Annotated in this window: 30 protein-coding genes; 15 read left to right on the top strand and 15 right to left on the bottom strand. The window is 34.5% G+C overall.

All coding sequences use genetic code 11. The features are described 5' to 3' along the window. Positions 1–86 precede the first annotated feature (86 nt). Together FLAVO9AF_RS02785 and FLAVO9AF_RS02780 are read left to right on the top strand one after the other, a co-directional pair. Positions 87–500, top strand: coding sequence for a DUF4293 domain-containing protein (locus FLAVO9AF_RS02785; protein WP_159683926.1), 414 nt, complete (start codon positions 87–89; stop codon positions 498–500). Positions 501–620: 120 nt separating this feature from the next. Next, on the top strand, positions 621–1,280 hold the full coding sequence (locus FLAVO9AF_RS02780; RefSeq protein WP_159683923.1) for a response regulator transcription factor: 660 nt from the start codon (positions 621–623) through the stop codon (positions 1,278–1,280). Positions 1,281–1,335: 55 nt separating this feature from the next. On the opposite strand, the gene FLAVO9AF_RS02775 is transcribed toward FLAVO9AF_RS02780, so the two are convergent. Continuing rightward, entirely contained in the window at positions 1,336–1,536 is a 201-nt protein-coding gene (locus FLAVO9AF_RS02775) for a hypothetical protein (protein ID WP_159683920.1), read from the bottom strand. Positions 1,537–1,591: 55 nt separating this feature from the next. On the opposite strand from FLAVO9AF_RS02775, the gene FLAVO9AF_RS02770 reads away from it, so the two are divergent. Continuing rightward, the gene (locus FLAVO9AF_RS02770; RefSeq protein ID WP_159683917.1) at positions 1,592–3,277 is read left to right on the top strand and encodes a sensor histidine kinase; all 1,686 of its coding nucleotides are present in this window, start codon (positions 1,592–1,594) and stop codon (positions 3,275–3,277) included. Here the strand turns inward: FLAVO9AF_RS02770 and FLAVO9AF_RS02765 are convergent, their stop codons facing one another. Beyond that, positions 3,278–3,769, bottom strand: a complete 492-nt coding sequence (locus FLAVO9AF_RS02765) for a metallophosphoesterase (protein WP_159683915.1) — start codon at positions 3,767–3,769, stop codon at positions 3,278–3,280. Between the two features lie 369 nt (positions 3,770–4,138). Between FLAVO9AF_RS02765 and truA the strand changes: the two genes are divergently transcribed. The 5 genes from truA (at position 4,139) to cysK (ending at position 9,923) form a co-directional block, all read left to right on the top strand. After that, positions 4,139–4,876, top strand: a complete 738-nt coding sequence (gene truA / locus FLAVO9AF_RS02760) for a tRNA pseudouridine(38-40) synthase TruA (protein WP_159683912.1) — start codon at positions 4,139–4,141, stop codon at positions 4,874–4,876. Positions 4,877–5,005: 129 nt separating this feature from the next. Continuing rightward, entirely contained in the window at positions 5,006–6,760 is a 1,755-nt protein-coding gene (locus FLAVO9AF_RS02755; protein WP_159683910.1) for an ABC transporter ATP-binding protein, read from the top strand. A gap of 36 nt (positions 6,761–6,796) precedes the next feature. After that, positions 6,797–7,339, top strand: coding sequence for a hypothetical protein (locus tag FLAVO9AF_RS02750; RefSeq protein WP_159683907.1), 543 nt, complete (start codon positions 6,797–6,799; stop codon positions 7,337–7,339). A 104-nt stretch (positions 7,340–7,443) separates the two neighbouring features. After that, a complete protein-coding gene (lpdA, locus tag FLAVO9AF_RS02745) occupies positions 7,444–8,832 on the top strand; it encodes a dihydrolipoyl dehydrogenase (RefSeq protein ID WP_159683905.1) in 1,389 nt (462 codons plus the stop codon). Positions 8,833–9,008: 176 nt separating this feature from the next. Beyond that, complete coding sequence (gene cysK / locus FLAVO9AF_RS02740) at positions 9,009–9,923, top strand: cysteine synthase A (protein ID WP_159683902.1); 915 nt, start codon at positions 9,009–9,011, stop codon at positions 9,921–9,923. Between the two features lie 73 nt (positions 9,924–9,996). On the opposite strand, the gene FLAVO9AF_RS02735 is transcribed toward cysK, so the two are convergent. Further along, positions 9,997–11,121, bottom strand: a complete 1,125-nt coding sequence (locus tag FLAVO9AF_RS02735; RefSeq protein WP_159683899.1) for a cysteine desulfurase family protein — start codon at positions 11,119–11,121, stop codon at positions 9,997–9,999. A gap of 150 nt (positions 11,122–11,271) precedes the next feature. Further along, positions 11,272–12,186: an EamA family transporter gene (locus tag FLAVO9AF_RS02730; RefSeq protein WP_159683897.1), complete on the bottom strand. Its 915-nt coding sequence runs from the start codon at positions 12,184–12,186 to the stop codon at positions 11,272–11,274. A gap of 150 nt (positions 12,187–12,336) precedes the next feature. Between FLAVO9AF_RS02730 and FLAVO9AF_RS02725 the strand changes: the two genes are divergently transcribed. Further along, positions 12,337–13,284: a hypothetical protein gene (locus tag FLAVO9AF_RS02725; RefSeq protein WP_159683894.1), complete on the top strand. Its 948-nt coding sequence runs from the start codon at positions 12,337–12,339 to the stop codon at positions 13,282–13,284. A gap of 64 nt (positions 13,285–13,348) precedes the next feature. Here the strand turns inward: FLAVO9AF_RS02725 and FLAVO9AF_RS02720 are convergent, their stop codons facing one another. Together FLAVO9AF_RS02720 and FLAVO9AF_RS02715 are read right to left on the bottom strand one after the other, a co-directional pair. Further along, positions 13,349–13,900, bottom strand: a complete 552-nt coding sequence (locus FLAVO9AF_RS02720) for a Smr/MutS family protein (protein WP_159683892.1) — start codon at positions 13,898–13,900, stop codon at positions 13,349–13,351. Continuing rightward, the gene (locus FLAVO9AF_RS02715; RefSeq protein ID WP_159683889.1) at positions 13,890–14,075 is read right to left on the bottom strand and encodes a hypothetical protein; all 186 of its coding nucleotides are present in this window, start codon (positions 14,073–14,075) and stop codon (positions 13,890–13,892) included. Before FLAVO9AF_RS02715 ends, FLAVO9AF_RS02720 begins: the two co-directional genes overlap by 11 nt. A gap of 104 nt (positions 14,076–14,179) precedes the next feature. Between FLAVO9AF_RS02715 and FLAVO9AF_RS02710 the strand changes: the two genes are divergently transcribed. From FLAVO9AF_RS02710 to FLAVO9AF_RS02690, 5 genes are all read left to right on the top strand, one after another. Further along, complete coding sequence (locus FLAVO9AF_RS02710) at positions 14,180–14,461, top strand: DUF2752 domain-containing protein (RefSeq protein WP_159683887.1); 282 nt, start codon at positions 14,180–14,182, stop codon at positions 14,459–14,461. 127 nt (positions 14,462–14,588) lie between these two features. Continuing rightward, entirely contained in the window at positions 14,589–15,380 is a 792-nt protein-coding gene (gene epsC / locus FLAVO9AF_RS02705) for a serine O-acetyltransferase EpsC (RefSeq protein ID WP_159683885.1), read from the top strand. Then, complete coding sequence (gene cysM, locus FLAVO9AF_RS02700; RefSeq protein WP_159683882.1) at positions 15,380–16,267, top strand: cysteine synthase CysM; 888 nt, start codon at positions 15,380–15,382, stop codon at positions 16,265–16,267. The genes epsC and cysM overlap by 1 nt, the downstream gene beginning before the upstream one ends. A 105-nt stretch (positions 16,268–16,372) precedes the next feature. Continuing rightward, entirely contained in the window at positions 16,373–17,620 is a 1,248-nt protein-coding gene (locus tag FLAVO9AF_RS02695) for an acyloxyacyl hydrolase (protein ID WP_159683880.1), read from the top strand. 123 nt (positions 17,621–17,743) lie between these two features. Further along, positions 17,744–18,136, top strand: a complete 393-nt coding sequence (locus tag FLAVO9AF_RS02690; RefSeq protein ID WP_159683877.1) for a hypothetical protein — start codon at positions 17,744–17,746, stop codon at positions 18,134–18,136. Between the two features lie 71 nt (positions 18,137–18,207). Here the strand turns inward: FLAVO9AF_RS02690 and FLAVO9AF_RS02685 are convergent, their stop codons facing one another. The 9 genes from FLAVO9AF_RS02685 to FLAVO9AF_RS02645 all read right to left on the bottom strand — a co-directional run bounded on the left by FLAVO9AF_RS02685 (position 18,208) and on the right by FLAVO9AF_RS02645 (position 24,406). After that, positions 18,208–18,618, bottom strand: a complete 411-nt coding sequence (locus tag FLAVO9AF_RS02685; protein ID WP_159683874.1) for an OsmC family peroxiredoxin — start codon at positions 18,616–18,618, stop codon at positions 18,208–18,210. 119 nt (positions 18,619–18,737) lie between these two features. Further along, complete coding sequence (locus FLAVO9AF_RS02680) at positions 18,738–19,328, bottom strand: hypothetical protein (protein ID WP_201296273.1); 591 nt, start codon at positions 19,326–19,328, stop codon at positions 18,738–18,740. Between the two features lie 97 nt (positions 19,329–19,425). After that, the gene (locus tag FLAVO9AF_RS02675; protein ID WP_159683870.1) at positions 19,426–19,854 is read right to left on the bottom strand and encodes a VOC family protein; all 429 of its coding nucleotides are present in this window, start codon (positions 19,852–19,854) and stop codon (positions 19,426–19,428) included. Between the two features lie 30 nt (positions 19,855–19,884). Beyond that, the gene (locus FLAVO9AF_RS02670) at positions 19,885–20,334 is read right to left on the bottom strand and encodes an SRPBCC family protein (RefSeq protein WP_159683867.1); all 450 of its coding nucleotides are present in this window, start codon (positions 20,332–20,334) and stop codon (positions 19,885–19,887) included. Positions 20,335–20,485: 151 nt separating this feature from the next. Further along, positions 20,486–21,010 carry a CIA30 family protein gene (locus FLAVO9AF_RS02665; protein ID WP_236552265.1) on the bottom strand — a complete coding sequence of 175 codons (525 nt, stop codon included), beginning with the start codon at positions 21,008–21,010 and terminating at the stop codon, positions 20,486–20,488. Positions 21,011–21,133: 123 nt separating this feature from the next. Beyond that, positions 21,134–21,910, bottom strand: coding sequence for a hypothetical protein (locus FLAVO9AF_RS02660; protein WP_159683864.1), 777 nt, complete (start codon positions 21,908–21,910; stop codon positions 21,134–21,136). A gap of 32 nt (positions 21,911–21,942) precedes the next feature. Further along, a complete protein-coding gene (locus FLAVO9AF_RS02655) occupies positions 21,943–22,557 on the bottom strand; it encodes a VOC family protein (protein WP_159683861.1) in 615 nt (204 codons plus the stop codon). 454 nt (positions 22,558–23,011) lie between these two features. Further along, complete coding sequence (locus FLAVO9AF_RS02650) at positions 23,012–23,560, bottom strand: hypothetical protein (protein WP_159683858.1); 549 nt, start codon at positions 23,558–23,560, stop codon at positions 23,012–23,014. 165 nt (positions 23,561–23,725) lie between these two features. Further along, positions 23,726–24,406: a hypothetical protein gene (locus tag FLAVO9AF_RS02645; protein WP_159683856.1), complete on the bottom strand. Its 681-nt coding sequence runs from the start codon at positions 24,404–24,406 to the stop codon at positions 23,726–23,728. 389 nt (positions 24,407–24,795) lie between these two features. Here FLAVO9AF_RS02645 and rlmD point away from each other — a divergent pair, with 389 nt between their 5' ends. Continuing rightward, positions 24,796–26,208: a 23S rRNA (uracil(1939)-C(5))-methyltransferase RlmD gene (gene rlmD / locus FLAVO9AF_RS02640; RefSeq protein WP_159683853.1), complete on the top strand. Its 1,413-nt coding sequence runs from the start codon at positions 24,796–24,798 to the stop codon at positions 26,206–26,208. Positions 26,209–26,244: the final 36 nt, after the last annotated feature.

Below are 26,244 nucleotides of genomic sequence, written 5' to 3'. Positions count from 1 at the left end.
TATAATGCAATAATACGAATAAAAATCAATCATACAATAGTATTTATAAAAAAGAAAATATATTTTTGCGTTAGAATATTAGTAAAATGATACAGAGAATTCAGACGATCTATTTGTTTTTGGCCTTTTTGGTTACTTTGGTTGCACCCTATGTATTTCCTTTATGGATTACAGCTGATGCCAAAGATTTCTATTTTATGCAAAATCCAGTTTATGTAGCACTTTTTGGATTAAGTACTACACTGTCATTAGTTAGCATTTTTTCATTTAAAAAGAGACAAAATCAATTTGTAATGGGCAGATTGAATATGATATTAAATTTAATTTTATTAGGATTGTTTGTATATCGTTCGCTAAATTTATCTGGAGAAACCCCTTTGGTTTCTGAGAAAGGTATTGGGATGTTTGTACCTGTCTTGGCTATCGTGTTATTAGTTTTAGCTAATAAAGCCATCAAGAAGGATGAAGATCTTGTAAAATCTGTGGACAGATTGAGATAAACCTATAAACTTAGTTTATTTGTGCGAAGAAAACCCGATTTAAAATCGGGTTTTTTTATTGTAAAAAAATTGCTTCATTTTAATAAAAAATAATACATTTGGAAAGAACAATACCACAACATGCAGACTATTAATATTCATTTAGCCGATGACCATCAAATACTAATTGATGGAATTAAAACCCTTTTAAGTACAATTCCAGGATTCTCTGTAGTTGGAACTTCACTCAATGGAACGACAATATACGAGGAAGTTGTTCAAAACAAAGCAGATGTTCTTGTTTTAGACATCAGTATGCCAGAAAAAGACGGTATTCAAGTACTTAAAGAGTTTTCTAAAAAAGGATACCCTTGCAAAGTAATTATCTTATCCAGCTATGATGATCTTAAAATTGTAAAAGAAGTAATGAAGCTTGGAGCAAGTGGCTATTTAACCAAACAATGTGCAAGTGAAAGCATCATTGAAGCCATACAAGTAATTGTAATGGGCCAAGAATATTTTTGTAAAACAGTACAAAATAAAATATTTGATACCGCGACAAAAAACAATCCAAAAACGAAAGCGATTCCAATCGAAATCCACTCTAATTTAACAGAAAGAGAAATAGAAATCATCATTCTTATTTCTTTAGAATTTAGCGGAAAAGAAATTAGTGAAAAGTTATTTATAAGTACCAACACTGTAGAAACACATCGGAAAAACATAATGAAAAAAATAAAAGCCAAGAACACTATCAGCATTGTAAAATATGCTTTAAAACATAAATTGATAAAGTCATAGAAGAGAGAGAAAAAGAAAAAAGGATTTTTAAAATAAAATCCTTTTTAAAAAATTACTAAAGAACAACCACTTGAGCTGCTACCTTACCTTTTCTTCCTTCTTCCTCAGGTAAATCATCAGCCATAATTCCTTTTGAAAGTGAATTACTTTTTGTTTTTGCTTGTTCTGCTGGTAACAAATCTTCATCATTAGTACATGATGTAAAGAATGAACTAAAAGAAATAGAACAAATTGCAATTAAAATTAACTTTTTCATTATGTTTATGTTTAAAAATTATACAGAACAATATTACTAATTTTAATTAATAAAAATGAAATTAATATTAATTTATTTTTTAGCTATATTTCCTCTTTTGGGATTTTCACAGAAAAAAAAAGCAATTGATACAATATCTATCCAAAATACAAACTCATTACTCAATAAGGCAATCAAAAACTGGAAAGATGATAATTATGAGATTTCATTAAAACAATCCAATTTAGCATTAGCTAAATCAATAATTTTAAAGAGCAACGAATTAATTGCAAAATCCTACAATGTAATTGGTGTTAATTTTGACGACCTTTTTTTGATGGATAAAGCAATGTATTATTATAAAAAAAGCCTTATTTATGCTAACAAAACAAAAGATGACACTTTAAAGGGAAAAATTTACAACAACATCGCTAATATTTATTTTTTTGAAAATAAAGAATATAAAAAAGGACTACTTTATTATCAAAAATCACTTTTACATACACGTAAAATTAATGATAGCACTAAAATCTATTTAAGAAAATTAAATATAACTTGGGCTTATTTTGAAACTAACAACTATATCGAAGGCTTACCTTATTTAAAGTATTTAAATAAATACAAAAAACATTATGCAGGAAACTCTACACTTGTAATCCTTAACATGTTAAATGGACTATATTATACTCAAATAAAAAAATACAATATCGCTAATTCATTCTTTGAGAATGCTGTTAAAGTGGGTGAAAAAAGTAATGAAAAGTTCGACCTTGCAGTAAATTACTATAAGTATTCTCAATTTTTAGAGAAAAGAAAACAATTTAAAAATGCACTCTTTTACTTAAATAAGTATAATGAACTTTCTGATCAATTAGTAAATGACAATAAAGTAAAAAAAGCTCAATTAGCAGGAGTTAACCTTCAAATTGACGAATACAAAAGAGAAATAGACAAAATATCGAACTCCTACAAATCAAAAGAAACCTATTGGTTGGAACAACAATCGCGTAATAAAAAAATTGTGATTTTAGTCGTTACAATTTCGTTATTGATTTTCTTAATTTTTTATGCTTTTTCCCAAAACGAAAAATTAAAACAATACAATCGATTAAAAGAAATACAAAGTAAAGTACAGCAGAACATCATCAATGCCACAATAGATGGCCAAGAGTCAGAACGTAAAAAAATTGCTGCTTTTCTACACGACAACATCAGTGCTTTGCTGTCTTCGGCGGGAATGCACCTTAATGTTTTTAGCTCAATGAATCAAAATCAATGTGATGAAATCATAAAGACAAAATACATCCTTGAAGACGCCCATCATAAAGTAAGAGACTTATCGCACGAATTGATGCCTTCGCTTTTGGTGCGATTTGGTTTACTATATGCTTTGGATGATTTGTGTGAAAAAAACTCGAATTCAAAAGTAAAATTTGAATTTTTGAATACCATAGATACACAAACCCGATTTGACGAAGCACTAGAGATGAAAATTTATTTCATCATCTCAGAACTACTAAACAATATTTTAAAACACAGCAAAGCCAACTGGGCTAAACTAGAAACCAACCTTGAAAACAACCAACTATCAATCAAAATAAAAGACAACGGAAAAGGATTTGACAACCTACAAAAAAACAGTATCGATGGTTACGGACTCAACAGAATCAAAGCACGAATCAACAATATGAAAGGGGAATTTGTTATCATGTCCAAAAAAAATCAAGGAACCACTATTAAACTTCAAGTTCCTATCGAATAGTTATTTTTTCATTTCCACTATCTCCAAGTCTTTAATTTTATCGCCATCAATCACAAATCGCAACAGTGTACGAACTTGATGGAAACCACTTTTCCCAGCAGCTCCTGGATTCATGTGCAACAAATTATGCTTCTTATCAAATTGAACTTTCAAAATATGAGAGTGTCCACAAATAAATAACTTAGGCGGATTCGTCGCCATTTCGTCTCTGATGGCAGGGTTGTATTTCCCTGGATAACCGCCAATATGCGTAATCCAAACCGAAACTTGCTCACACATAAACCGATTGTGTAAGGGAAATTCAATTCTAGCCTCATTCCCATCGATATTACCATACACAGCACGTAAAATCTTGTGTTTTTTTAGCGTATCGGTCACACTCAAATCTCCAATATCTCCCGCATGCCAAACTTCATCAGCCCAAGCAACATGTTTCAAAATCGCCTCATCGATGTGGCTGTGCGTATCTGATAGCAAAAGAATTTTGGTCATACCAATGGAATTTAAAAGTAAAAAATAGCAAAAATAAGCGCTTCTTTCCCATTCTAACCAAAATTTGAAGTTCTTTTTTTTTGGAGCAAAACAAAGGGCAAAAAATAAACAGGGGTTCCCGCTGTCCTTCCTATCTTTTTTTTTATACCTGTAAGGTTTTAAAAACCTGACAGGTATAAAAAAAAAGGATATTCCCTCCCATCGGGGCTAGAATCAAACATTCGGCATTTTTTCAGGCAGTTACAAAAATGATATAAAATCAAAAAAATCAGCCTAAAGATTGTAAATTTGCAGCCAATAAAACAAGTAATCGTTGCTAAAGCATTGCATCACAATGACACGATTACAACCCAAAAATCATAAAACATCTTGAGGTACTTTATACAATTAGCCTATAACGGAACTGCTTATCACGGTTGGCAATACCAGCCCAATGCCAGCTCTGTACAAGAAACGCTGAACAAAGCCCTTTCGGTGCTATTGAACACCACTATCAATATTATGGGTGCTGGCAGAACTGATACTGGCGTACATGCCAGCCAAATGTATGCTCATTTTGATAGTGATAAAAAACTAGAAACAGCAACGCTGGTACACAAACTCAATTCGTATTTGCCAAAAGATATCGCCATATTTGACATTATCCCCGTAAGCGATGAGGCGCACTCCCGATTTGATGCTACCAAACGTACTTACGAATACCATATCAATACCATAAAAAACCCTTTCCTAGAAGGACTCAGTTGGTATTACCACCAAGATTTAGATATGGCATTAATGAATGAAGCTGCTAAATTATTGTTAAATCATACCGATTTTCAGTGCTTTTCGAAAGTCAATACCGACGTAAATACATTTGATTGCACTATATTTGACGCAGTTTGGAGAAAGGAAAATAATCGTTTGATTTTTACCATTTCGGCCAATCGTTTTTTGCGAAATATGGTGCGTTCTATTGTAGGAACATTAGTCAATGTGGGATTACATAAAATCACTTTGGTTGATTTTGAAAACATCATAAAAAGTAAAAACAGAGAAAAAGCAGGTTTTTCGGTTCCAGCACATGGTTTGTACCTAACCGAAATCACTTATGAATACCTAAAATAGCCCCGATAGTAGTGGAAATCCTTTTTTGTTTTTCCTTTAAAAACAAAAAAGATTACTTCACTCAACTTTTATTTAAATAGGAGTTCAGTGAATTACATTTGCACGGATAGCGGGAAATAGCTCCTAAACATGAAAGCAAAAGCATTCGATACTCGATTATTCAAAAGAATTTTAAAATATACAAAACCCTATCAATTACGATTTAATGGGGTCATTGCCTTTGCCATTTCCTTATCGGTTTTTGCAGCTTTACGTCCGTATTTGTTAAAGCAAACAGTCGATGGATACATCAAAACCCATGACCAACAAGGTTTACTTTTGTATGTTTCTTTGATGGGAATTGTATTGCTTCTAGAAGTTTTTTCGCAATTCTATTTTGTGTTTTGGGCCAATTGGTTGGGGCAAGATATTGTAAAAGACATCCGAATTAAATTGTTTGCACATTTGCTAAGTTTTAGGATGAAATACTTTGATTTGGTTCCTGTTGGACAAGTCGTAACTCGTTGTGTATCGGACATTGAAGCTATCGCACGTATTTTTAGTCAAGGACTTTTCATGATTATTAGTGATTTGATGAAAATGCTAGTGGTGCTTATTTTTATGTTCTATATGAACTGGAAACTCACTTGGATTGTTATTGTAGCCATGCCAGTTTTGGTCTTTTTCACGCGTATTTTCCAAAAGAAAATGCAAGTGGCTTTTGAGGAAGTACGTACCCAAATTGCGAATATGAATACTTTCGTACAAGAACGCGTAACGGGAATGAAAATCGTACAGTTGTTCAATCGTGAAGATATTGAGTTTGATAAATTCAAAAACATCAATGATAAACATAGAAAAGCGTGGATAAAAACGATTTTGTACAACTCCATCTTCTTCCCTATTGCTGATATTATCTCGTCTTTGACTTTGGGATTTATCGTTTTATATGGTGGAATTAAAATATTGAATGGCGACCATTTTACCACATTTGGAGATTTGTTTTCCTATACTATGTTTATCGGAATGCTATTCAACCCCTTGCGCCAAATCGCGGATAAATTCAACGAAATGCAATTGGGAATGATTGCAGCCAATCGCGTGTTTGATATTTTGGATACCGAAGACCAAATTCAGGATACTGGAACTGTGGAGGCACCTATTTTTGAAGGAAACATCCTTTTTAAAGACGTTCGTTTTGGTTATATTCCAGATGAAGAAGTAATCAAAGGCATTGATTTAGAAGTTAGTGCAGGACAAACCATTGCTATTGTGGGTTCTACAGGCGCAGGAAAATCGACTATAATTAATTTATTGAATCGTTTTTACGAGATTAACAGCGGTTCTATTTATATTGACCATCACAATATTGAAAATTATACTTTAAGTTCACTGCGTAAACAAATTGCTGTGGTACTTCAGGATGTGTTTTTGTTTGCCGATACTATTTACAACAACATTACCCTTAATAATCCAGAAATCACGAGAGAAGAAGTAGTAGCTGCTGCCAAAAAAATTGGGGTGCATGACTTTATTATGAGTTTGCCTGATGATTATAATTTTGACGTGAAAGAACGCGGGGTAATGCTTTCTTCTGGTCAACGTCAATTGATTGCTTTTTTACGAGCTTTTGTATCCAATCCAAGTATTTTGATTTTGGATGAAGCTACGTCTTCTATTGATACGTATTCAGAGGAATTGATTCAGCGTGCTACCGAAACCATTACACAAGGCAGAACTTCTATTGTGATTGCGCACCGTTTGGCTACTATTGTAAACGCAGATAAAATCGTAGTCATGGACAAAGGTCTGATTGTAGAACAAGGAACCCATCAGGAATTAATCAATCTAGAAAAAGGATTTTATAAAAACCTGTACGATTCGCAGTTTTCGATAGCGAATTAATTATTTCATTCACATAATTAGTTCTTACTTAGTAGTATGAAAAAACTCAGTTGTTGTCTTCTAATTCTCCTAGCTTATTCTTGTATACCTTATAAAATTGCTCCAAATATCGAAGGTGAAAAAATAATTAAGGCTAAAAAATTCAAAAAAGACCTACCTAATTTTTACGGATTCATTTTTGAAGACCCCAAGAATGCCAATGAGTTTTATAATTTCATCAATGCTAAATACAACTTAAAGCATTTAAATGTCGATTCAAATGTCCCTATTAGCATAAATAATGAAACGTATTATTTGTCTTTTTTTGAACGAGAGAAAGCAACGGAGACGATAAATTTGATCCCAGTAGCTATAGATGCAGACAGAACAAGCAAAGGAAAAGATCCGCTCTTAGAAGATATTCACACCAGTAGAAAAGGCTATTGGTACTTAGTGCTAACAGTAACAGATACTAAAATTAAAGATTGCCTTAATCCAAATCACCCACAACATCGAGAAATAGTCAACCATTTAAAAAAACTAAAAGATGAATATTTTTCAACAAGTAATTACTTAGAAGCTTATCTAAAAATGAAGTAATATTCTATATGTATTCTATGAACTAATAAACTTCTGAAAGGGCTAATTTTTTTTAAAATAAATCCTTAATTTTGCTGCAGTAAATCAATTAAGAAAACAATACAATGAAATACGATATTATAGTTTTAGGAAGTGGTCCTGGAGGTTATGTTACAGCCATTAGAGCTTCACAATTAGGTTTTAAAGTAGCTGTTGTAGAAAAAGAAAACCTTGGTGGCGTTTGCTTGAACTGGGGATGTATCCCAACCAAAGCCTTACTAAAATCAGCACAAGTTTTTGATTATTTAAAACATGCTTCTGACTATGGATTGACTGTAAAAGAATTTGATAAAGATTTTGGTGCTGTCGTTAACCGTAGCCGTAGTGTAGCTGACGGAATGAGCAAAGGGGTTCAGTTCTTAATGAAAAAAAATAAAATTGACGTTATTGATGGATTTGGAAAGCTAAAAGCTGGAAAAAAACTAGACGTTACTGATAAAGATGGAAAAGTAACTGAATACAGTGCTGATCACATCATTATTGCTACAGGTGCTCGTTCTCGTGAATTACCTAACTTACCGCAAGATGGTGTAAAAGTAATTGGTTACAGACAAGCGATGACTTTGCCTACTCAACCTAAATCTATGATTATTGTAGGTTCTGGAGCAATTGGAGTGGAGTTTGCACATTTCTACAACTCAATGGGAACAGATGTTACTATTGTAGAATTTATGCCAAATATTGTTCCTGTAGAAGACGAAGACATTTCAAAACAAATGGAACGTTCTATGAAAAAAGCAGGAGTTAAAATTATGACTAACTCTTCTGTAGAAAGAATCGATACAACTGGTGCTGGAGTAAAAGCCTATGTAAAAACAGCTAAGGGTGAAGAAGTTTTAGAAGCAGATATTTTATTATCAGCTGTTGGAATCAAAACCAACATCGAAAACATTGGATTAGAAGAAGTAGGTATTGCCACTGATAGAGATAAAATTTTAGTGAACGCTTATAATGCTACTAACATTCCTGGTTACTACGCTATTGGAGATGTAACTCCTGGGCAAGCTTTGGCGCACGTTGCTTCTGCAGAAGGAATCAACTGTGTTGAAAAAATTGCAGGTCTTCACGTAGAACCAATCGATTACGGAAATGTACCAGGTTGTACTTATGCAACGCCAGAAATTGCTTCTGTTGGTTTGACAGAAAAACAAGCCAAAGAAAAAGGATATGAATTGAAAATTGGTAAATTCCCATTCTCTGCTTCTGGAAAAGCAAAAGCTTCTGGAGCTGCAGATGGTTTTGTAAAAGTAATTTTCGATGCCAAATACGGCGAATGGTTAGGATGCCATATGATTGGTGCTGGTGTTACGGATATGATTGCTGAAGCAGTTGTAGCTCGTAAATTAGAAACTACAGGTCACGAAATCTTAAAAGCCATCCACCCTCACCCAACTATGAGTGAAGCGGTTATGGAAGCCGTAGCTGATGCTTACGGAGAAGTGATTCACTTGTAACCTTCAGTTTTAGAACCTCTTAAATAGATTTTAAGATAAATATAGAATCCGTTTTGTGTATAACAAAACGGATTTTTTTATGTAATTTCATTTTACCATAGAATTAACTGTTGCTGTTTTGGAAAAACCAATTTATTCTATAAATTTACTAGGATTTAAAATAAAAAAATAAAACCATGACTTATAACAACATACTTGAAACAATTGGCAATACGCCTCATGTAAAAATCAATAAATTATTTGGAGAAAAAACATCGGTTTGGATAAAATTAGAGCGAGCCAATCCGGGTGCTAGCATCAAAGACCGTATTGCTTTAGCCATGATTGAAGATGCTGAAGCAAAAGGAATTTTACAAAAAGGCAGCACCATCATCGAGGCTACCTCAGGCAACACTGGAATTGGTTTAGCTATGGTTGCGGCAGTGAAAGGATACCGACTTATTTTGGTTATGCCAGAATCTATGTCCATTGAAAGACGTCGCTTAATGAGTATCTACGGTGCTGAATTTGTATTAACCCCACGCGAAAAAGGGATGAAAGGAGCTATCGAAAAAGCACAAGAATTAGTCAATGAAATACCCAACTCTTGGTCACCGCTACAATTTGAAAATCCAGCAAATATTGAGGTGCACAAGCAAAAAACAGCACAAGAAATCATCAACGCCTTTCCAAATGGAATCGACTACCTCATCACTGGAGTAGGTACTGGTGGACATATTACAGGCTGTGCCGAAATCCTAAAACAACACTTTCCTAATCTAAAAGTTTTTGCTGTAGAACCAGAAGCTTCTCCAGTAATTAGTGGAGGTGCGCCAAGTCCACACCCTATTCAAGGGATTGGTGCAGGTTTTATACCCACCAATTTAAACACTGAAATACTAGACGGCACCATACAAGTTAGCAAAGACGAGGCATTTTCTTATGCACAAAGAGCCGCTAAAAAAGAAGGAATCCTGTTAGGCATTTCATCTGGTGCATCTTTAGCCGCTGTAGCTAAAAAACTAAACGAAATCCCAGATGGGGCAACTGTACTTACTTTTTGCTACGACACAGGGGAACGCTATTTGAGCATCGAAGGCTTGTTTGAATAACATAAAATTATATAAGACAAAAAAACCTGACAACTTCACAATTGTCAGGTTTTGTATTTTAAAAGAGGGAGAATTAAACGCCTTTCAACGCCTCAATTAATAAATCAACTTCTTCTTGAGTAGATAAATGACTGAACGATATTCGCAAACTTGGTTTTTTCAAATCATCTTCCGAGAGCATTTCAGCCAACACATGCGAGGGCTTCACACTTCCCGACTGGCAAGCACTGCCTCTCGAAACAAAAATCCCTTTCATATCCAAATAAAACAAAATCATAGCCGTTTTATCCGCTGAAAAAGGCAATTGCACATTCAAAATCGGATAAAAAGTAGCAGTTCCATTTTCTTTCACTCCAAGAAAGTGCAACGCTAATTGTTCCAAACAATACTGTTTTAGAGCACTGATTTGCTGCTGTTCAGCTTCTAAGTTAGCAAATGAAATTTCTAAAGCCTTTGCCATTCCTGCAATTTGATGAATTGCTTCAGTTCCAGAACGCAGTCCTTTTTCTTGTTCGCCACCAAAAAACAAAGGCTGCAAACCCGAATTTTTTCGAATAAAAGCAAAACCAACCCCTTTTGGTCCGTGAAATTTATGGGCACTGCTCACTATAAAATCTATGGGTACTTTTTGCAAATCCAAAATCGCTTTTCCTACAGATTGCACCGTATCCGAGTGAAACAACGCATGATGCTCTTGACAAATTTGTGACACACGTTCCAAATCCAAAACCACGCCCGTTTCGTTGTTCACATGCATCAAACTCACCAAAGTTTTCTCTGAAGATTCAGAAAGCAGACTCACTAAATGCGTCAAATCAAGTACACCATCAGCCGAATTTTCTACATACTCAACTTGAATACCAAACTCCTTTTGCAATTCCAAAATAGGATACAAAACCGCATGATGTTCCATTTTACTCGAAATAATTCGCATCACCTTCAAATCCTTCACTGCCGAACGCAAAATCCAATTATTGGCCTCTGTCCCACCCGATGTAAACAAAATCTCTTGCGCCGTAGCATTCAAAGCCTTGGCAATACTCTTTCTAGACAGTTCCAAAATACTTTTGGCGTGACGCCCCAAACTATGCGTAGACGACGGATTTCCGTAATCTTGCGCCATACAATCCACCATCACCTGAATCACTTCGGGACGCATCGCAGTTGTAGAAGCATTGTCGAGATATACTTTTTTCATAATTAAATACTATTCATTTTTATTTGGGCGTGCCCCGCCAGAAAAAGTCGGGTCGGGCATCCGTTCCCGCTTTTTTTAGAGCCTGAAAAAAGTCTCTAAAAAAGAGCTCCACTACTACCCTCACGCAAACCCTGCAAAACCAAACGTTCTTCAGGCAACCAATCGTTTTTCTTTTGATTTTCTCAATAGTTCCAAAATGACTTTCTTATTAAAAATCACAACAGAAATCAAAATCAGCATATACGAAAAGAGTTGAATTCCATTTATTTGTTCTTTGAAATACAACAAAGCTATAGCAAAATTAATAATTGGATTGATATACATCAAAATTCCAACTGTCGCTGAGGAAATTCCTTTCAATGCAAACAAATTTAAAAATAAAGGAATAATCGTAAAGAAGACCACAATACATAACAAACAACCATAAAACAAAGGCGTTGTAGGCAGCGGACCACTATAAATAGGGTAAAATGGCAGTATCAACAGCGCAATAAAAAGCAATTGCACATTGAGCACCAAAAGTTTATCCATTTGATTATTTTTTCGTTGACTTACTAAATAGAGCGCATACGTTGCCGCTACCACCAAGCTATAAAAAATATCATGTAAATCATTCATCGATAACAACAAACAACTCACAACACTCAATGAAACCGCAAACCATTGTGTTTTTGAAAGTCTTTCTTTTAAAAGAAAAAAGGCAAAAACGGTCGTCAATATCGGGCAAATCAAGTAAGCCAAGGAACCCGCTTTTACACTCACATGATTGACTACATAAATAAAAATAAACCAATTCGAAGCCAATATCAAACTTCCTCCTAATGTTAACCACAGAATCGTTTTCTTAACTTTTGGTTGAAAATTTTGAAAAAGAACCCAATTTTCTCGAATCACACTTTTCCTGAAAACTACATTCAAAAGCGTTAAAAGAAAAACACTCAAAAAAACACGGTAAAAAAGAATGTCCAAAGAAGGAAAATCGGCAATAGGCTTCAGTGCCAAGCTGAAAAATCCCCATATAAAAAAAGCGGAAAATGCAGCAAGATAATATTTCGTTTGTTTCATTTAGATTAAATAGGACGGCAAAGGTACTAATTTCATTTGGCTTGTCTTTTTCTTCCAAAATAAATCGGCTTACATTAACATCATTTTAAAATCTGGAATGAAGCGGATACCAATTAAAAATTCTATTTTTGCTTAAAATAAAGTAAAGAAATGAAACGATTTTTAGGAATACTATTCTTAGTAGTTATGATTAGCGGCTGTGATGACGGTGATCTTTTTTTAGATGACATTAATTTTGATAAGGCAACGGTTGCTACCTGTGCCAACAATGATATTATTTACAAACTAAATGAAAAAGAAGCCTTATTATTAGAACTTCCAGGATTTATTTTTCCTAGTGAAACCAAAACACAAGAAGTTACCATCGGAGGAAGTAATAGAGTGGTTTATCGTTTTTTCAACGGAACTGTAAAAGCGGACAATATTTGTGAAACCATTCCGCCTGCCACACCAATTGTAGTTGACCAATGGACGGCAAATGCAGGCGGAAAAATAGTGATTACTAGTACTCCAATAAAAACAACAGATGCCACTACTAACAGTACTAAAATCACAGGTTACAACCATTATATCGTACTAAAAAACATCACGTTTCAAAAAACAAATGGTACGCAAGTGTATGATGAGTTCATCTTTGGTGATTATACGACTACGGTAACTTCAATCCCATTTGCTTTTACCAAGACTTTAGGGCAGTGCGCTACATCTAAACAAGTATACAATTTCATCAATAGTGAGGCGTTAACTTTAAACAATATCGAAGCAGGATTAATTAAAAATGAAGTAACGGCATTGAATACTCCAAGAACGGCATTAATTGGCAGCACAACCAATTCTCTAATCTACAGATCGTATACTGGTCTTTTGACAGAAAGCTATTTTTGTACCACCCCCACCCCTGGAACACCAACACTTTTTCAAGAATGGAAAGCCGCTTCTGGTGTCGCCAATACCGAGGGTATAATCGAAGTTACTACAACAACTTTTGCTTCAGGATTCAAACATACCATAGTACTTAAAAAAGTAAAAATGGTAAGAGGAAGTGATGATTTTTCATTGGGAGACAATTACATCTATGGAGAATTAATTACTAATTAATCCTTCATTTTTAAGTATAAAAAAAGGTCAATTCTAGTGGAATTGACCTTTTTTTATACTACTATTATTTACTATTTTGTTTAAAATACACTTCGGTAGCACCTAAACCATATTTTTGATAATTGGCATCTTGAAACGAAATATTGTCGTATCGTCCTAAGAGAAAATCCAATTCTGCTTTAAGAATTCCCTCGCCAACACCGTGAATGAATACGATTTTAGGAATTCTATTTCTAATAGCAAATTCAATATGTCGTTTTGCTGTATCTGCTTGTAAAGTCAAAATATCATAATTAGACATGCCGCGTTTATTAGGCACTAATTTTTCAATATGTAAATCAAATTCTGGAACACCAACTTCCTTTTTCTCTTTGCGTTCTTTTACAAAACTTCTAGGAGCTGGAATTGTTTTTTCCTTGATAATTTCATCCACATTAATTCTTCTAATAGAATCCATTAAGTTACTGGTTTCGTTAATTTTAAGCAACTCATTTGCTCCAAAATTCATTACAAAACCATCTTCAGTTTCAATCGTGATTTGAGTACCATTTACTGCTACAATAACACCATTAATATCATCGTCTAAAACAGACACTTTATCTCCTTTATTCCACATTGTTATCTTCTTTATCTTGATTTTTACTTGGTGTTTTGGCACTTAATCGCATCATTCCGTACATGAAAACAATCAAAGCTATAACCATCAAATACACATTTTTCTCTGGTTTACTTTGTTCATAAAAAGCAACTCCAATGGCTACTGCCATTATCAAAATCATCAATTTCTTCATTTCAAAAAATTTCAAGCTTCAAAAATAAGAAATAAAAAACGGGTGAACCGATTATTAAAAAAGGAATCGGCTTTTTTTTGTAAAATTGTACCAAATAAAAGCAAATGCATCTAGAAAAATACATGATTCCTTGTTTGAGTAAAACACTATTTGGCATAGAATGCTTGGGTTGTGGGTTTCAACGCGCCCTGCTTTTGTTGCTAAAAGGAGAATGGAGTGCTGCTTTTGCAATGTATCCAGCGGTATACTCTATGCTCGCAATGTTTATTGGAATTCTTTTGTTTTATACTACAAAAAAAACAGTAACAACCAAAAATGCATTGACAATTCTAATCACCATTAATCTTGTTTTTGTGATTGGTGGCTATGTCTATAAACATTTATAAAAATACTTTCCTACACAATCTATCAAAAAAATAGACTAAAGTTATATTTATTACTTTCAAAAATAACGCTATCTCTAAAAAACACCTTACTTTTACGGCTTTGAATTCATTTTATAATTTTTATATTGTGTCAAGACATCAGATTATTCAAAATATACGCACGCACAAGAGTCATTTGACTATTAATTATAGCATAAAAACCAAAACAGAAGCATTTACTGAAAAGCTGTTTTATACCTTGTTTGATTCGAATGCGCCTTTAGACCAAAGCATTGATGAATTGGAAATTCAATTCAAAGAAATTGCAAAAATTGCTTGCAAAAAACCCGAAGATCTTTGCGAATGCGCTTGGGATAACTTCCTTGAAAAATTGCCATTGGTTTTAGAACAACTCAATCAAGATGCTGCTTACATTTTAAAAAATGACCCCGCTTCGAATAGTATTGAAGAAGTATATTTAGCTTACCCAGGCTTTTATGCCATTGCTATTTATAGATTAAGTCACGAATTGTATTTGCTTGATCTATTACTTTTTTCAAGGTTAATGAGTGAATATGCACATCGAATTACCGGAACCGATATTCATGCTGGTGCTTCGATATCTTCACCGTTTTTTATTGATCACGCTACTGGAATTGTAATTGGTGAAACAACAGTAATTGAAGAAAACGTCAAAATATACCAGGGAGTAACTTTGGGTGCGCTAAGTGTTAGTAAAGAAATGAAAAATGCCAAACGCCATCCAACGGTTGAAAAAAATGTATGCATTTATGCCAACGCCACTATACTTGGAGGCGAAACAGTAATAGGGCAAAATAGCATAGTCGGAGGAAATTCATGGGTTACCAAATCCATACCCGCCGATTCTACTGTATTAAACACAACAACAACTGAGGTTAAGATAAAAGAAAAACGATAATGAAACCACAAAAGTTAGTCGATCTTATTGGAAACACACCATTAGTAATAAGTCAAAATTTAGTACAAAATCCAAACGTAAAATTACTCCTAAAACTCGAAGGAAACAATCCTGGAGGAAGTGTAAAAGACCGTGCAGCCTACAATATGATCAAATCGGCAATCGAACGAGGGGATATCAAAAAAGGCGATAAATTAATCGAAGCAACCAGTGGAAACACGGGTATCGCTTTGGCAATGATTGCACAATTATTCAATATCGAAATAGAATTGGTTCTACCAGAAGATTCTACAATAGAACGCACGCAAACTATGAGGGCTTATGGTGCTACAGTAATCTTAACGCCTGCAAGTACAGGTATCATTGGTTCAAGAGATTATGCTGACAAAAAAGTAGCAGAAGGTGGCTATATAATGCTCAACCAATTTGCCAATGAGGACAATTGGAAGGCTCATTACAACACTACAGGCCCAGAAATATGGGAAGATACAGAAGGAACAGTAACGCATTTTATATCGGCTATGGGAACCACAGGAACCATTATTGGTACCTCAACCTATTTGAAAGAAAAAAATCCTTCTATTCAAATTGTTGGGGCACAACCTAGTGATGGCTCTCAAATTCCGGGTATTCGCAAATGGCCACAGGAATACTTGCCTAAAATTTTTGATGCTTCAAAAGTGGATACGGTTATAGAAGTATCCGAAACCGAAGCTAGAGCTATGACAAAACGTTTAGCAAAAGAAGAAGGTGTATTTGCAGGAATGAGTAGCGGTGGTTCTGTAGCAGCTGCTGTAAAAATTGCTGAAACCTTGAAGTCTGGGGTTATCGTTGCTATTATCTGTGATCGTGGTGATCGCTATTTGTCCTCAGATTTGTTTGAGTAATTTTTTTAATTGATTCAAGTTCTTATTTTTGTGCAACAAAAAATTCAGCAATAGTCAATATATCAAATTTGATTTAGAGACTAAATCAAATTATAGTTCCAAAAAATGATATTAAAAAAAACCACCTTACTCCTCTTCTCATTAATTAGTTCAATAGCACTAGCACAAGAAAGCAACTCAACAACCAAAAACAACTTTAACTTTATTGGAGTTGGTTATACAATTGGGCAAACTATGCCTCCAATAAGTATATATCCCGAAACAAAAAACCAACAAGGTTTTGATCTTACACTGGGCACCACGACTTATGAAAACGACAGTTGGGCCAAACTACTGAATTATCCAAAAACAGGTATACTGCTCTCCTACGCGGATTTTGGAAATCAAGAAAAAGTTGGCTATGGCATTACTGTAATGCCCTTTTTCGATTTTGGCGTTTTGAATAAGCTCACCAATAGAATCCGCCTTCAAGTCGGTTTGGGTGGTTCCTACAACAACCTCATCTATGATAAAGTGACCCATTCTGGGAACCATGCCATCTCAACACACCTTACCTGGGCTTTTCGATCCTTTTTCTATTATGATTTGGTGCATCGAAAAGATTTCAATATTAAAATTGGCGCTGGACTTACCCACTTTTCCAATGGTCACACCCGCTGGCCTAATCTTGGTTTAAATTCCTATTTAGCTACAGTTAAAACCGAATTTAATTTTACAAAAAATACTATTCCATTATCAGAGGAGACTACTGATGCTGATCCGGCAGATACACAAACCTACTATACTACTCGATTGGGATTGGGATATAAAACACTATTTAGAAATTACAATTCTCTTAAAAATGTATACACTGCCTCCTTTGGAATGGGTAGAATAAAGAACAAATCGTTCAAATATGGGCTAAACTTCTATTATAGATTCTATGAAGATTATTATGATTACATCAAAGAGGAAGGCAGTATAGTTACTACTCATTTTCCAGAATTAACAAACAATCCTTATCAAAATGCTACTGCTTTTGGGGTATTTAGTAGTTGTGAAGTTTTAATAAACCATTTTAGTGTAGAAGCCGAATTAGGAATTAATCTTTACAAACCAGCTTACAAATTAGATTGGCATGTAAACAATGGCGGCTATACCAGCATAGACATAGCTGACGAATTTGGCACGAAAGCAAAAATAAAACAATATATTTCCTCTCGTTTAGGCTTCCGTTATTATGCTATTACTGCAAAAAAAGCTCCGCGACACAATGTATTTATTGCTGCAACTATCAATTCTAACTTAGGGCAAGCGGATTTTTCTGAACTGAGCTTTGGATATGTGTATAGTACTAAATCGAAAAATAAATAATTTTGCATAGTACGGATCTGCTATTTGAGTAGTTACTTATTTTTTTCTATTGCATTTCAAAATACTGACGCAACCTTTTAGAGTTCACTTCCTCTTAGATATACTAATCCTAAATCAGTATTTATGAAAAAAATATCTTTTATGCTATTGGCAATTTGTATTACATTACTTTCTTGCAGTAATGAGGAGAGCACGAATCAAGACTATGACGCAGCAGCTATAGAAGCTATGTACAATGAAATTATCAGTATGTCATTAGCCAACACTATGACTTGTACCAATGCGCAAGAATGGTCATTTAAGGGAATTGGAGTTAAACCTTGTGGCGGTGTAGCCTCTTATATTCCTTATGCAAGGAAAATAAACTTAACTGCATTCGAGACCAAAATTAAGGCTTACAATAATGCTGTAGAAATCTTCAATAAAAAAACGGGAGCCAATTCGCCTTGTGATATTACCTCTGTTCCCAAAAGCGTGGGTTGTGTAGAGGGAAAACCGACCTTGATCTACCAATAAAAAAGAAAAACATTTACAAAAAAAGAGCCAATTCAGTCAATTGGCTCTTTTCTTGTATTAAAAAATAGTACTTATACCAAAGTGGCTGAAGTAGTAATTTCGGTATTGAATAATTTAGAAATTGGACAATTCTTTTCAGCTTTAGTCACTAGTTCCTGAAAAATAGCATCTGTAATACCGCTAATTTTTGCATTTACTGTCAAATGCGAACCGATAATCGTTCCTTCTACTAAGTTAATCACACATTTGGTATCAATACTTTCGATAACTGCTGGCGTTTCTCCGATAAAAGCGGTCAACTGCATCGTAAAACAGCCTGCATGTGCAGCAGCAACTAATTCCTCGGGATTGGTGCCTACTCCTTCCTCAAATCTTGAAGTAAACGAATATTGGGTATTTGACAAAGTAGTACTTTGTGTGCTTAACTTCCCTGCTCCTTCTTTTAAGGAACCAGTCCAAACTGCGGTGGCATGTCTTTTCATAGCTAATGGTTTTATAGTCCAACTCAAATTTAGAGGTAATTGACTAGATAACTATTTCGTATGAATTTATTTAACTAAAGTTTAATATCAATTGTTCTTACCAATATGCATTAGAAATACTAATCAATCCCCAAATCATTAGTAAAAGAACTTGTAACGAATATTTCATCAATAGCTACTCCACATTGTTCGTGAGTTATAGCAATAGCAGCAATTGTAATCTCGAATAAACTTGAAATAGTATCAAAATCAACTAATTTTTCGTAGTTCATCGCCCCAATACATTCTATAAATCTACTGAATTGCATATCCAAAACAGCTTGCTTAGGTCTAGAAATTGTAATTCCCAAAACCTTAAGTTCTTTTAACTTTTCTTCAGTAAGATCTTGAGGATTTAGCTTCGGTATTTTTAGTTTTAATTCATACTCTAAATCGTTCCAAAAAGACTTAAGATTTTCTTTAGGAATAAAATCTCGTAAAACATCATTCTCTTTAAAATCAGCTTTAGAAGTCAATGTTAGTAAAACTGATTGCAACGCATCAAAAATTTGCCGCTTAACACCCTTGTCTGGCGAATGAATAACTATATTATTAAAAAACCAATTGGCTACATCACCAACAGTATAAAGTGTTGCAGCATCTTCGTCTGGCACATCCTTTTTAAACTCCTTTTCGAATCGCATTAAAAGTTCTACACTATCTAAACCCATTCAGTATTAATTAGATATTAAATTACATTTTAGTAAAAGCAAAAAAGGATATTCTTTTGCTACTAAAATCATTTCTTTTTCTAAGCTTATTTAAGTATTACTTCTCAGGATTAAAATCTATCATCCATTCAATTCCGAATTGGTCTCGAAACATACCAAATAGTGTTCCCCAAGGACTTTCATCCATTGGTACTTCTACCGTACCTCCTGCTGAAAGTCCGTTAAAAATATGATACGCTTCTTCTTTGCTGGCAGCGCTAATCATAATTTTACTTCGGTTTTCGTTTTCATTTACTTGTCCCAACACCTCTGGAACATCACTTCCCATAAGCAAATTCGAATCACCAATTGGTAATGCGATATGCATAATTTTATGCGCTTCATGATCTGCTATAGGATTTTCTTCAGAAGCGATGTCTTTGAAACGCGACAACGCGGTGAACTCACCACCAAAAACCGATTGATAAAACAAAAAAGCGGCTTCGGCATTGCCGTTGAAATGAATATAAGGGTTTATTCTAGCCATAATTTCAAGTATAAAAAGTGAATATTTGAATTAAGCATCGGGAATGTTAGGCTCTACCAAACGTTTTAGTTTCTCTAGCGATTCTTGCCAACCTAAGTAACACATTTCTGTTGGAATGGCCTCAGGAATCCCTTCTTGAGTAATCCAAAGCTGGGTGCCGCACAAAACGGTTTCAAACTGAATCGTAGTAATCATTTGACCAGGCAAATTGGGATCAACAAAGACATCGGTATATTTCAATTTTTCGTTGGGCAGTATTTCTAGATATTCGCCTCCAAACGAATGGCTACTGCCTGTAGTAAAATTGGTAAACGACATTCGATAGGTTCCTCCTTCTTTGGCTTCCAAATGGTCTACTTTGCAAACAAAGCCATAAGGAGGTAACCAAGAAGCCATTGCATCTGCCTCTACAAATGCTCGAAATACTTTTGCGACAGGTGCCGCCAAAACGCGGTGTAGCTGAACAGTGTTTGTTGCCATATTTTTTAGTTTAATTCTCAAATTTAAGAGAATATCATTAAAATATATCCAATCCGTCCTAATCTTTTGGGATTCTTGAGTAGAAACAATTCAATAGCACAGATTTTCAGCAATACGTTTTGGGTAAGTATTGTCCAATAGCAACAAAAAATTATTGCAACACGATACTATCCAAAAGCAATTGGAAGGATTCTTGTTTTTTGTTTCCGACTAAAAATACAATTTCTTCAAAGGAATCGCTATTGTAATTGGCAGCCTCTAAACGTCGCCCTCTAAAAGAAGGATACAAGCTATTGAGGTTAATGGTAATGGTTTCCCATTCGCCAGTAGTAGCAAAAGTAGTGATATAAGAATAATAGGCTGATGATTGATCTTTGATGCGGAACTGATAACTTTTGCCATCTCCTTTTATGCGCAACACCACTTTACTTTTGGCAGTCGTGGCCAAAGGTGCAAAACGATACCGAACAGACGAAAAACCTCCGTTGTTTTCTAACGAAATCGTACCCGAAAACACACCATTTCCAGCTTGGTTTATGGTAAAATTGCCATAAGAAAGCCCTCCCATAACCCCATCATTAACAATAGTCCAATCGCTTGCTTTGGAATTTTTATTGAAATCATAGATCGTAGTGGCTTGTGTCATCATAAAAAGTAGGGTAATTAAAAAGTGCATTGGCATTTTTTCTACTAAAGTACTACATCTGACCAGCAACTAGTTAGATTTAACAGCTTTTTAATAGCTGTTGTATAAGTTTCCTAGCGACCACCAGCCAGGGAAAAGTATACTAAACTTACTTTAATGATCTAAATATTCGACATATTTTAAAAACAAATAGCCCTTTTCTTGGGTAATTTCAAGCAATTTCTCAAATCTTTCAGGAGTTGTGTCATACAAATTTGATAAATCGACTCCCAACTCTTGTACTTCTTGCACATCTAAAGTCCTATTGATAATAAAGCCTAAAAACGAAGCTCCAATTCCAAAAAGTACCAAACCATATTTCTGAAATAAATGTTTGGCTAAAGCATAATTTTCAAAAGGATCCAAATCACTAGCAAAATAGCCATTTGGAAATCCACAAACACCTTCATAAGCATTCTTTACTGGAACAATTCTAAGAATGATTTCTTTGTCTAGAAAGTCAAATGGAGATTGATTGATTTCTTCTAAAATAGCTAGTTCGTCTTCATCAATTGTTAATCCTTTGTCGCATGCAGCTAAAAAATCAACGTCTTTTACTTGTTTTAGGAAGTTCTCTTTTAGAATAAAAAACTCAGATGGTGTTGAGAGGTAGCCCAAATGTTCCCCATTTTCAAAACACTCCTTATCAATTCCTGACAAATCGTAACCTTCAATAACGTCCAAATCATTAGACATAGTTGAATGCACACTTGTATATTCAGCTTGTCCTAAATTGTCTAAAGTTACAATTATGGTCTTTTCAGGATTCTTTTCTTTGTGCAAATTGTACACCTCGATTAACTCCTCGAATGATTCAAGATTTTCAATAAAATAACTATCGCATAAAATTTCTAGTCCTGATTGTCCTGGTAATAACGTATTTATTTTCAAAGTATTTATTTTTAAATTAAGTAGTAAGCCGTTTATTTAAGCTCTGATAGTATCAACTTCTTTTGTTTAAAAGTATTCTTCATTGCTTTTTCTCTAACTTTAGCATCAGGGTTGTTAATGAGCTCGAAATACTCCACGGGAACCACTTGCCACGAAAGTCCATATTTGTCTTTACACCATCCGCAAGTGCCTTCTTCTCCTCCATTGGCGGTCAAAGCCTCCCAATAATAATCCACTTCTGTTTGGTCTTTGCAATTTACAACAAAGGAAATGGATTCGTTAAACTTGAAGTAGGGTCCCGCCGCCAAAATACTAAACTCTATATCCCCAATTTCCATAACTGCTGTTTCGAAAAATTCTTGACCTGCTTGTCCGTTATCTTGTGGTGGATTTTTGTAACGATGGTATTCTTTTAGTTTACCGTCTTTGAAAATAGAAAGGTAATACTTCACCACCGCTTTTGCATCTTTATCAACCCAAAGACAAGGTGTGATTTTTTGGGTAATTGGAGTTGACTTTTGGGTCAAAGATTGCTTGGCAATAGCTTCTTTTGCACTGTTCTTGGAAGATTTTGATTCAGAATTTCCACAACCTACGGCACTAGCCAATAGCAATACATTCAAAAAGATAAGTGTATACTTTTTCATAAGAGTATTTTTAAGTTGATATTAAAAACCCACGCTAGCGCGAGCGTCACGCTCGTGCCCATAATCTAAATCAATTCAAATCTATTTCTAAAAATCTAATTTTAAGATGTTAGAATTAATTTTATACTTTCTTTTTCAGATAATCAACATTTAAAGCACTCCAGAATAGTACTATGATAAATATAATTGATGGGATTAAATGGAAATTACCCCATAGAAAATAACTAATACCATTAAAAACTACTAGTAAGCTAGCTACCACAATTAAAAGTGCAGTGTATAGTTTTCGAAAAAAAAATAATTCCTTTTCTGTTTTGTTTCCGTATAATTTTTCTAACATATTTGTATTTGTTTTTACTGGTTCTTATGAATAAGCACCTTCTTTTTCGTTAAACTTCTACTTTTTACACACAAAGAAAAAATACTGTTTTTACTTTGCCCCGCTATCGGGTTTTTATCTTTTTCTAAAAATTGCTGTCGATTCAATAGTTTTCCATTCTCTATCTAGATAACAAAAAAAAGGTTGTTTACATTTTAAAGTTAAATCATTGTTTTCATTAATTGTTATTTCCTCTACTGATAACGGGAATGTCGCAGGGTTGGAGTCCAAGATTAAATCAAATTTTTGTATAGATTTGAGATCCTTAGAAAATACTAAATCATAATATGAAGAATTAGTCCCAAAACTTCCACTACCACTGATAGGATCATCTGAAGTTGGAATTGGAAGATTGGCATACATTCTAACTTTATAATAGTCTGAAATCACTAAATCAGAATCTAAAACAGCTCTAATTCGTTTAAAATAAAATTCTTCAAGCTCGGCAAAAATATTTGAACTTTTAATACCATCTCCATTTAAATCAAGTGGAATATTCGATTTATAATCTAACAATTCGTATTTTCCGATTAATTCTGATCTTTCTTCTTCATTTTCATTTGAACTACAAAATTGTAAAAATGATGAGATTAGAATAAGAAATAACATTTTGTAATTTTTCATAATTAAATTTTAAGGTTAATATTGGAGTAGTTTTAATTGCAACTGTTATAAAACAAGCACCTTCTTGTTCACTAAACTTATAATTTCTAGTTATAAAGAAAATATACTGTTTTTACTTTGTTTGCGGGCACGAGCGTGACGCTCGCGCTAGCGTAGTAATGAAAATTATTTTAGAGTAGTTATAAACTGCAATATTTCATCATCATTTATTATAACAACCTCTTTTTTACAGTTATATAATTCGCTTATAATAAATATTTTATTCCCATTGTGAATTATGAATTTTCCGGTAATCTCATCTTTGTTTTTTAAAACAATTCTACAATCTTCCTGATAATTCTCTATCAAACTAAGTGCGTCTTTTTTTCCTGTATAGCCGTAAAGAAATATGCCAAAAACATAAATTGTTATGAGAAATACATATTTAATTGATTGTACTGAAATAAAATACAATCTAACTTTCTTTCTAAGCATAAAATATCGAACGATAAAATAAATACTAGATGTACTTATGAAAATCCACAAGTAATAATCAAATTTCAACAAGTAAAATAATGAAAGTAGTAATCCATTTACTACTATAAAAACTGCAGTCATAATATCCCAAGATTTGATTTCTTCACCTGTTATTTGAACAAATATTGGAATAAAGCCCATAACTGATAAAATTATAAATGGCCAAGTTGTTGAAATAACTTTGTCAAATGATAAATCAAAAAAAGATAAAGAGATATTTAGGTTTTTAAAGAAGTAATTCCAATAAAGCCAGCCCAATATGTATAACGCAATACCACAAATTGATATCAATGTGGCGAAATCTAGAAATGTATTATTCTTTTTATTCATTAATTCACTGGTACATTATAAAATAAAAAACTTAAAATGGTGAGTTAACTATCAAACCATTTTCTTCCCAAATATATTCTTTTTCCTCCTAAAAACATAAAAAAATTCTGAAAGTTCCTTTCGTGTTTTGGGTGTTGTATCTGCCGTTTGAGTACTGACAACTGCCGTCTTCAACCGCGTGAGGGATGGGAGCGGCATCCTCTTGGGGCGGAGTTCGCCCCAAGAGATATAGCGGACAGCCCGACCCCCGATATAAGAGATAGTGTGGGTTCAAGGAAAACGGGTTTCGGGGGGCACGCCCAAGTGGTACTTCTCAACAAATACGGTGGTTTTCAAAAAAAATTGTGAAATTGAATTTGTAAAACGTTTCAAAGCCTTATTTTTGCCGTATGGCAAAGAAAAATACAGACAAAGTTGTCTTTCATCAGATAAAAGTCCTTGATGCTGGAGCAAAAGGCGTGTCGGTGGCTAAAGCGCCCGACGGTAAAGTAGTGTTCATCTCGAATGTCGTGCCTGGCGACGTGGTGGATGTGCAAACATTCAAGAAAAGAAAAGCCTATTACGAAGGCAAAGCCGTGAAGTTTCACGAGTTCTCAGAACACCGCGTTGACCCAATTTGTGAGCATTTTGGGGTGTGTGGCGGTTGCAAATGGCAAAATATGAAGTACAGCCAGCAATTGTTTTTTAAACACAACGAGGTGAAAAACCACCTGCAACGCATTGGTAAAATTGAATTACCGGATTTCGAACCGATTTTGGGTTCTGAAAAACAGTTTTTCTACCGTAACAAAATGGAGTTTTCGTTTTCGAATAGCCGTTGGCTAACCGAAGACGAAATAGGAAGTAGCGAGGAATTGGACAATAAAAATGCCTTGGGTTTTCATATTCCTAAAATGTGGGACAAAATCCTAGACATCAATAAATGTCATTTGCAAGAAGACCCTTCGAACGCGATTCGCAACGAAGTGCGTGAATTTGCCAATGCAAACGGTTTGACGTTCTTTAACCCAAGAGCGCACGAAGGTTTGTTGCGTACGCTTATGTTGCGCACGGCTTCGACTGGCGAAATCATGGTGTTGATTCAGTTTTTTGAAGACGATCAAGCCAATAGAGAGTTGTTGTTGGATCATTTGTATACTAAATTTCCGCAGATTACGTCTTTACAGTACGTAATCAACAACAAAGCAAACGATACGTTATACGATACGAATATTCAGTTGTACAAAGGACGCGATTACATCCTAGAAGAAATGGAAGGCTTGAAATTTAGTATCAACGCCAAATCGTTTTACCAAACCAACTCGGATCAAGCCTACGAGCTATACAAAATCACAAGAGATTTCGCTGGATTGACTGGTAACGAAACAGTGTATGATTTGTACACAGGAACGGGAACTATCGCTCAGTTTGTATCGAAAAAAGCCAAAAAAGTGATTGGTGTTGAAAGCGTACCCGAAGCGATTAAAGACGCCAAAGCCAACGCCGAACGAAATAATATCACGAATTGTGAGTTCTTTGTAGGAGATATGAAAGTGGTGTTCAACGAAGCGTTTATCGCTCAACACGGCAAACCAGACGTAATCATCACTGATCCACCAAGAGACGGAATGCACGCGGCGGTTATTGATCAAATCTTGAAAATTGAGCCTCAAAAAGTGGTGTATGTGAGTTGTAATTCGGCTACACAAGCTCGTGATTTGGCTTTGATGGATGAGAAGTACAAAGTGACACGCGTTCGACCTGTGGATATGTTTCCGCAAACGCATCACGTGGAGAATGTGGTGTTGTTGGAACGTCGTTAGTTTTTGTAAACATATAAGTCATTGAAGTTTCTTTTT

This window comes from Flavobacterium sp. 9R, from assembly GCF_902506345.1.
Taxonomy (GTDB): domain Bacteria; phylum Bacteroidota; class Bacteroidia; order Flavobacteriales; family Flavobacteriaceae; genus Flavobacterium.
This window is presented reverse-complemented; position numbering and strand designations above follow the sequence as displayed.

Excerpts from the sequence above, each read along its gene's own strand:
- FLAVO9AF_RS02785 (WP_159683926.1), top strand. The coding sequence starts at position 87 with ATGATACAGAGAATTCAGACGATCTATTTGTTTTTGGCCTTTTTGGTT.
- FLAVO9AF_RS02780 (WP_159683923.1), top strand. The coding sequence starts at position 621 with ATGCAGACTATTAATATTCATTTAGCCGATGACCATCAAATACTAATT.
- FLAVO9AF_RS02775 (WP_159683920.1), bottom strand. The coding sequence starts at position 1,536 with ATGAAAAAGTTAATTTTAATTGCAATTTGTTCTATTTCTTTTAGTTCA.
- FLAVO9AF_RS02770 (WP_159683917.1), top strand. The coding sequence starts at position 1,592 with ATGAAATTAATATTAATTTATTTTTTAGCTATATTTCCTCTTTTGGGA.
- FLAVO9AF_RS02765 (WP_159683915.1), bottom strand. The coding sequence starts at position 3,769 with ATGACCAAAATTCTTTTGCTATCAGATACGCACAGCCACATCGATGAG.
- FLAVO9AF_RS02755 (WP_159683910.1), top strand. The coding sequence starts at position 5,006 with ATGAAAGCAAAAGCATTCGATACTCGATTATTCAAAAGAATTTTAAAA.
- FLAVO9AF_RS02750 (WP_159683907.1), top strand. The coding sequence starts at position 6,797 with ATGAAAAAACTCAGTTGTTGTCTTCTAATTCTCCTAGCTTATTCTTGT.
- lpdA (WP_159683905.1), top strand. The coding sequence starts at position 7,444 with ATGAAATACGATATTATAGTTTTAGGAAGTGGTCCTGGAGGTTATGTT.
- cysK (WP_159683902.1), top strand. The coding sequence starts at position 9,009 with ATGACTTATAACAACATACTTGAAACAATTGGCAATACGCCTCATGTA.
- FLAVO9AF_RS02735 (WP_159683899.1), bottom strand. The coding sequence starts at position 11,121 with ATGAAAAAAGTATATCTCGACAATGCTTCTACAACTGCGATGCGTCCC.
- FLAVO9AF_RS02730 (WP_159683897.1), bottom strand. The coding sequence starts at position 12,186 with ATGAAACAAACGAAATATTATCTTGCTGCATTTTCCGCTTTTTTTATA.
- FLAVO9AF_RS02725 (WP_159683894.1), top strand. The coding sequence starts at position 12,337 with ATGAAACGATTTTTAGGAATACTATTCTTAGTAGTTATGATTAGCGGC.
- FLAVO9AF_RS02720 (WP_159683892.1), bottom strand. The coding sequence starts at position 13,900 with ATGTGGAATAAAGGAGATAAAGTGTCTGTTTTAGACGATGATATTAAT.
- FLAVO9AF_RS02715 (WP_159683889.1), bottom strand. The coding sequence starts at position 14,075 with ATGAAGAAATTGATGATTTTGATAATGGCAGTAGCCATTGGAGTTGCT.
- FLAVO9AF_RS02710 (WP_159683887.1), top strand. The coding sequence starts at position 14,180 with ATGCATCTAGAAAAATACATGATTCCTTGTTTGAGTAAAACACTATTT.
- cysM (WP_159683882.1), top strand. The coding sequence starts at position 15,380 with ATGAAACCACAAAAGTTAGTCGATCTTATTGGAAACACACCATTAGTA.
- FLAVO9AF_RS02695 (WP_159683880.1), top strand. The coding sequence starts at position 16,373 with ATGATATTAAAAAAAACCACCTTACTCCTCTTCTCATTAATTAGTTCA.
- FLAVO9AF_RS02690 (WP_159683877.1), top strand. The coding sequence starts at position 17,744 with ATGAAAAAAATATCTTTTATGCTATTGGCAATTTGTATTACATTACTT.
- FLAVO9AF_RS02685 (WP_159683874.1), bottom strand. The coding sequence starts at position 18,618 with ATGAAAAGACATGCCACCGCAGTTTGGACTGGTTCCTTAAAAGAAGGA.
- FLAVO9AF_RS02680 (WP_201296273.1), bottom strand. The coding sequence starts at position 19,328 with ATGGGTTTAGATAGTGTAGAACTTTTAATGCGATTCGAAAAGGAGTTT.
- FLAVO9AF_RS02675 (WP_159683870.1), bottom strand. The coding sequence starts at position 19,854 with ATGGCTAGAATAAACCCTTATATTCATTTCAACGGCAATGCCGAAGCC.
- FLAVO9AF_RS02670 (WP_159683867.1), bottom strand. The coding sequence starts at position 20,334 with ATGGCAACAAACACTGTTCAGCTACACCGCGTTTTGGCGGCACCTGTC.
- FLAVO9AF_RS02665 (WP_236552265.1), bottom strand. The coding sequence starts at position 21,010 with ATGCACTTTTTAATTACCCTACTTTTTATGATGACACAAGCCACTACG.
- FLAVO9AF_RS02655 (WP_159683861.1), bottom strand. The coding sequence starts at position 22,557 with ATGAAAAAGTATACACTTATCTTTTTGAATGTATTGCTATTGGCTAGT.
- FLAVO9AF_RS02650 (WP_159683858.1), bottom strand. The coding sequence starts at position 23,560 with ATGAAAAATTACAAAATGTTATTTCTTATTCTAATCTCATCATTTTTA.
- FLAVO9AF_RS02645 (WP_159683856.1), bottom strand. The coding sequence starts at position 24,406 with ATGAATAAAAAGAATAATACATTTCTAGATTTCGCCACATTGATATCA.
- rlmD (WP_159683853.1), top strand. The coding sequence starts at position 24,796 with ATGGCAAAGAAAAATACAGACAAAGTTGTCTTTCATCAGATAAAAGTC.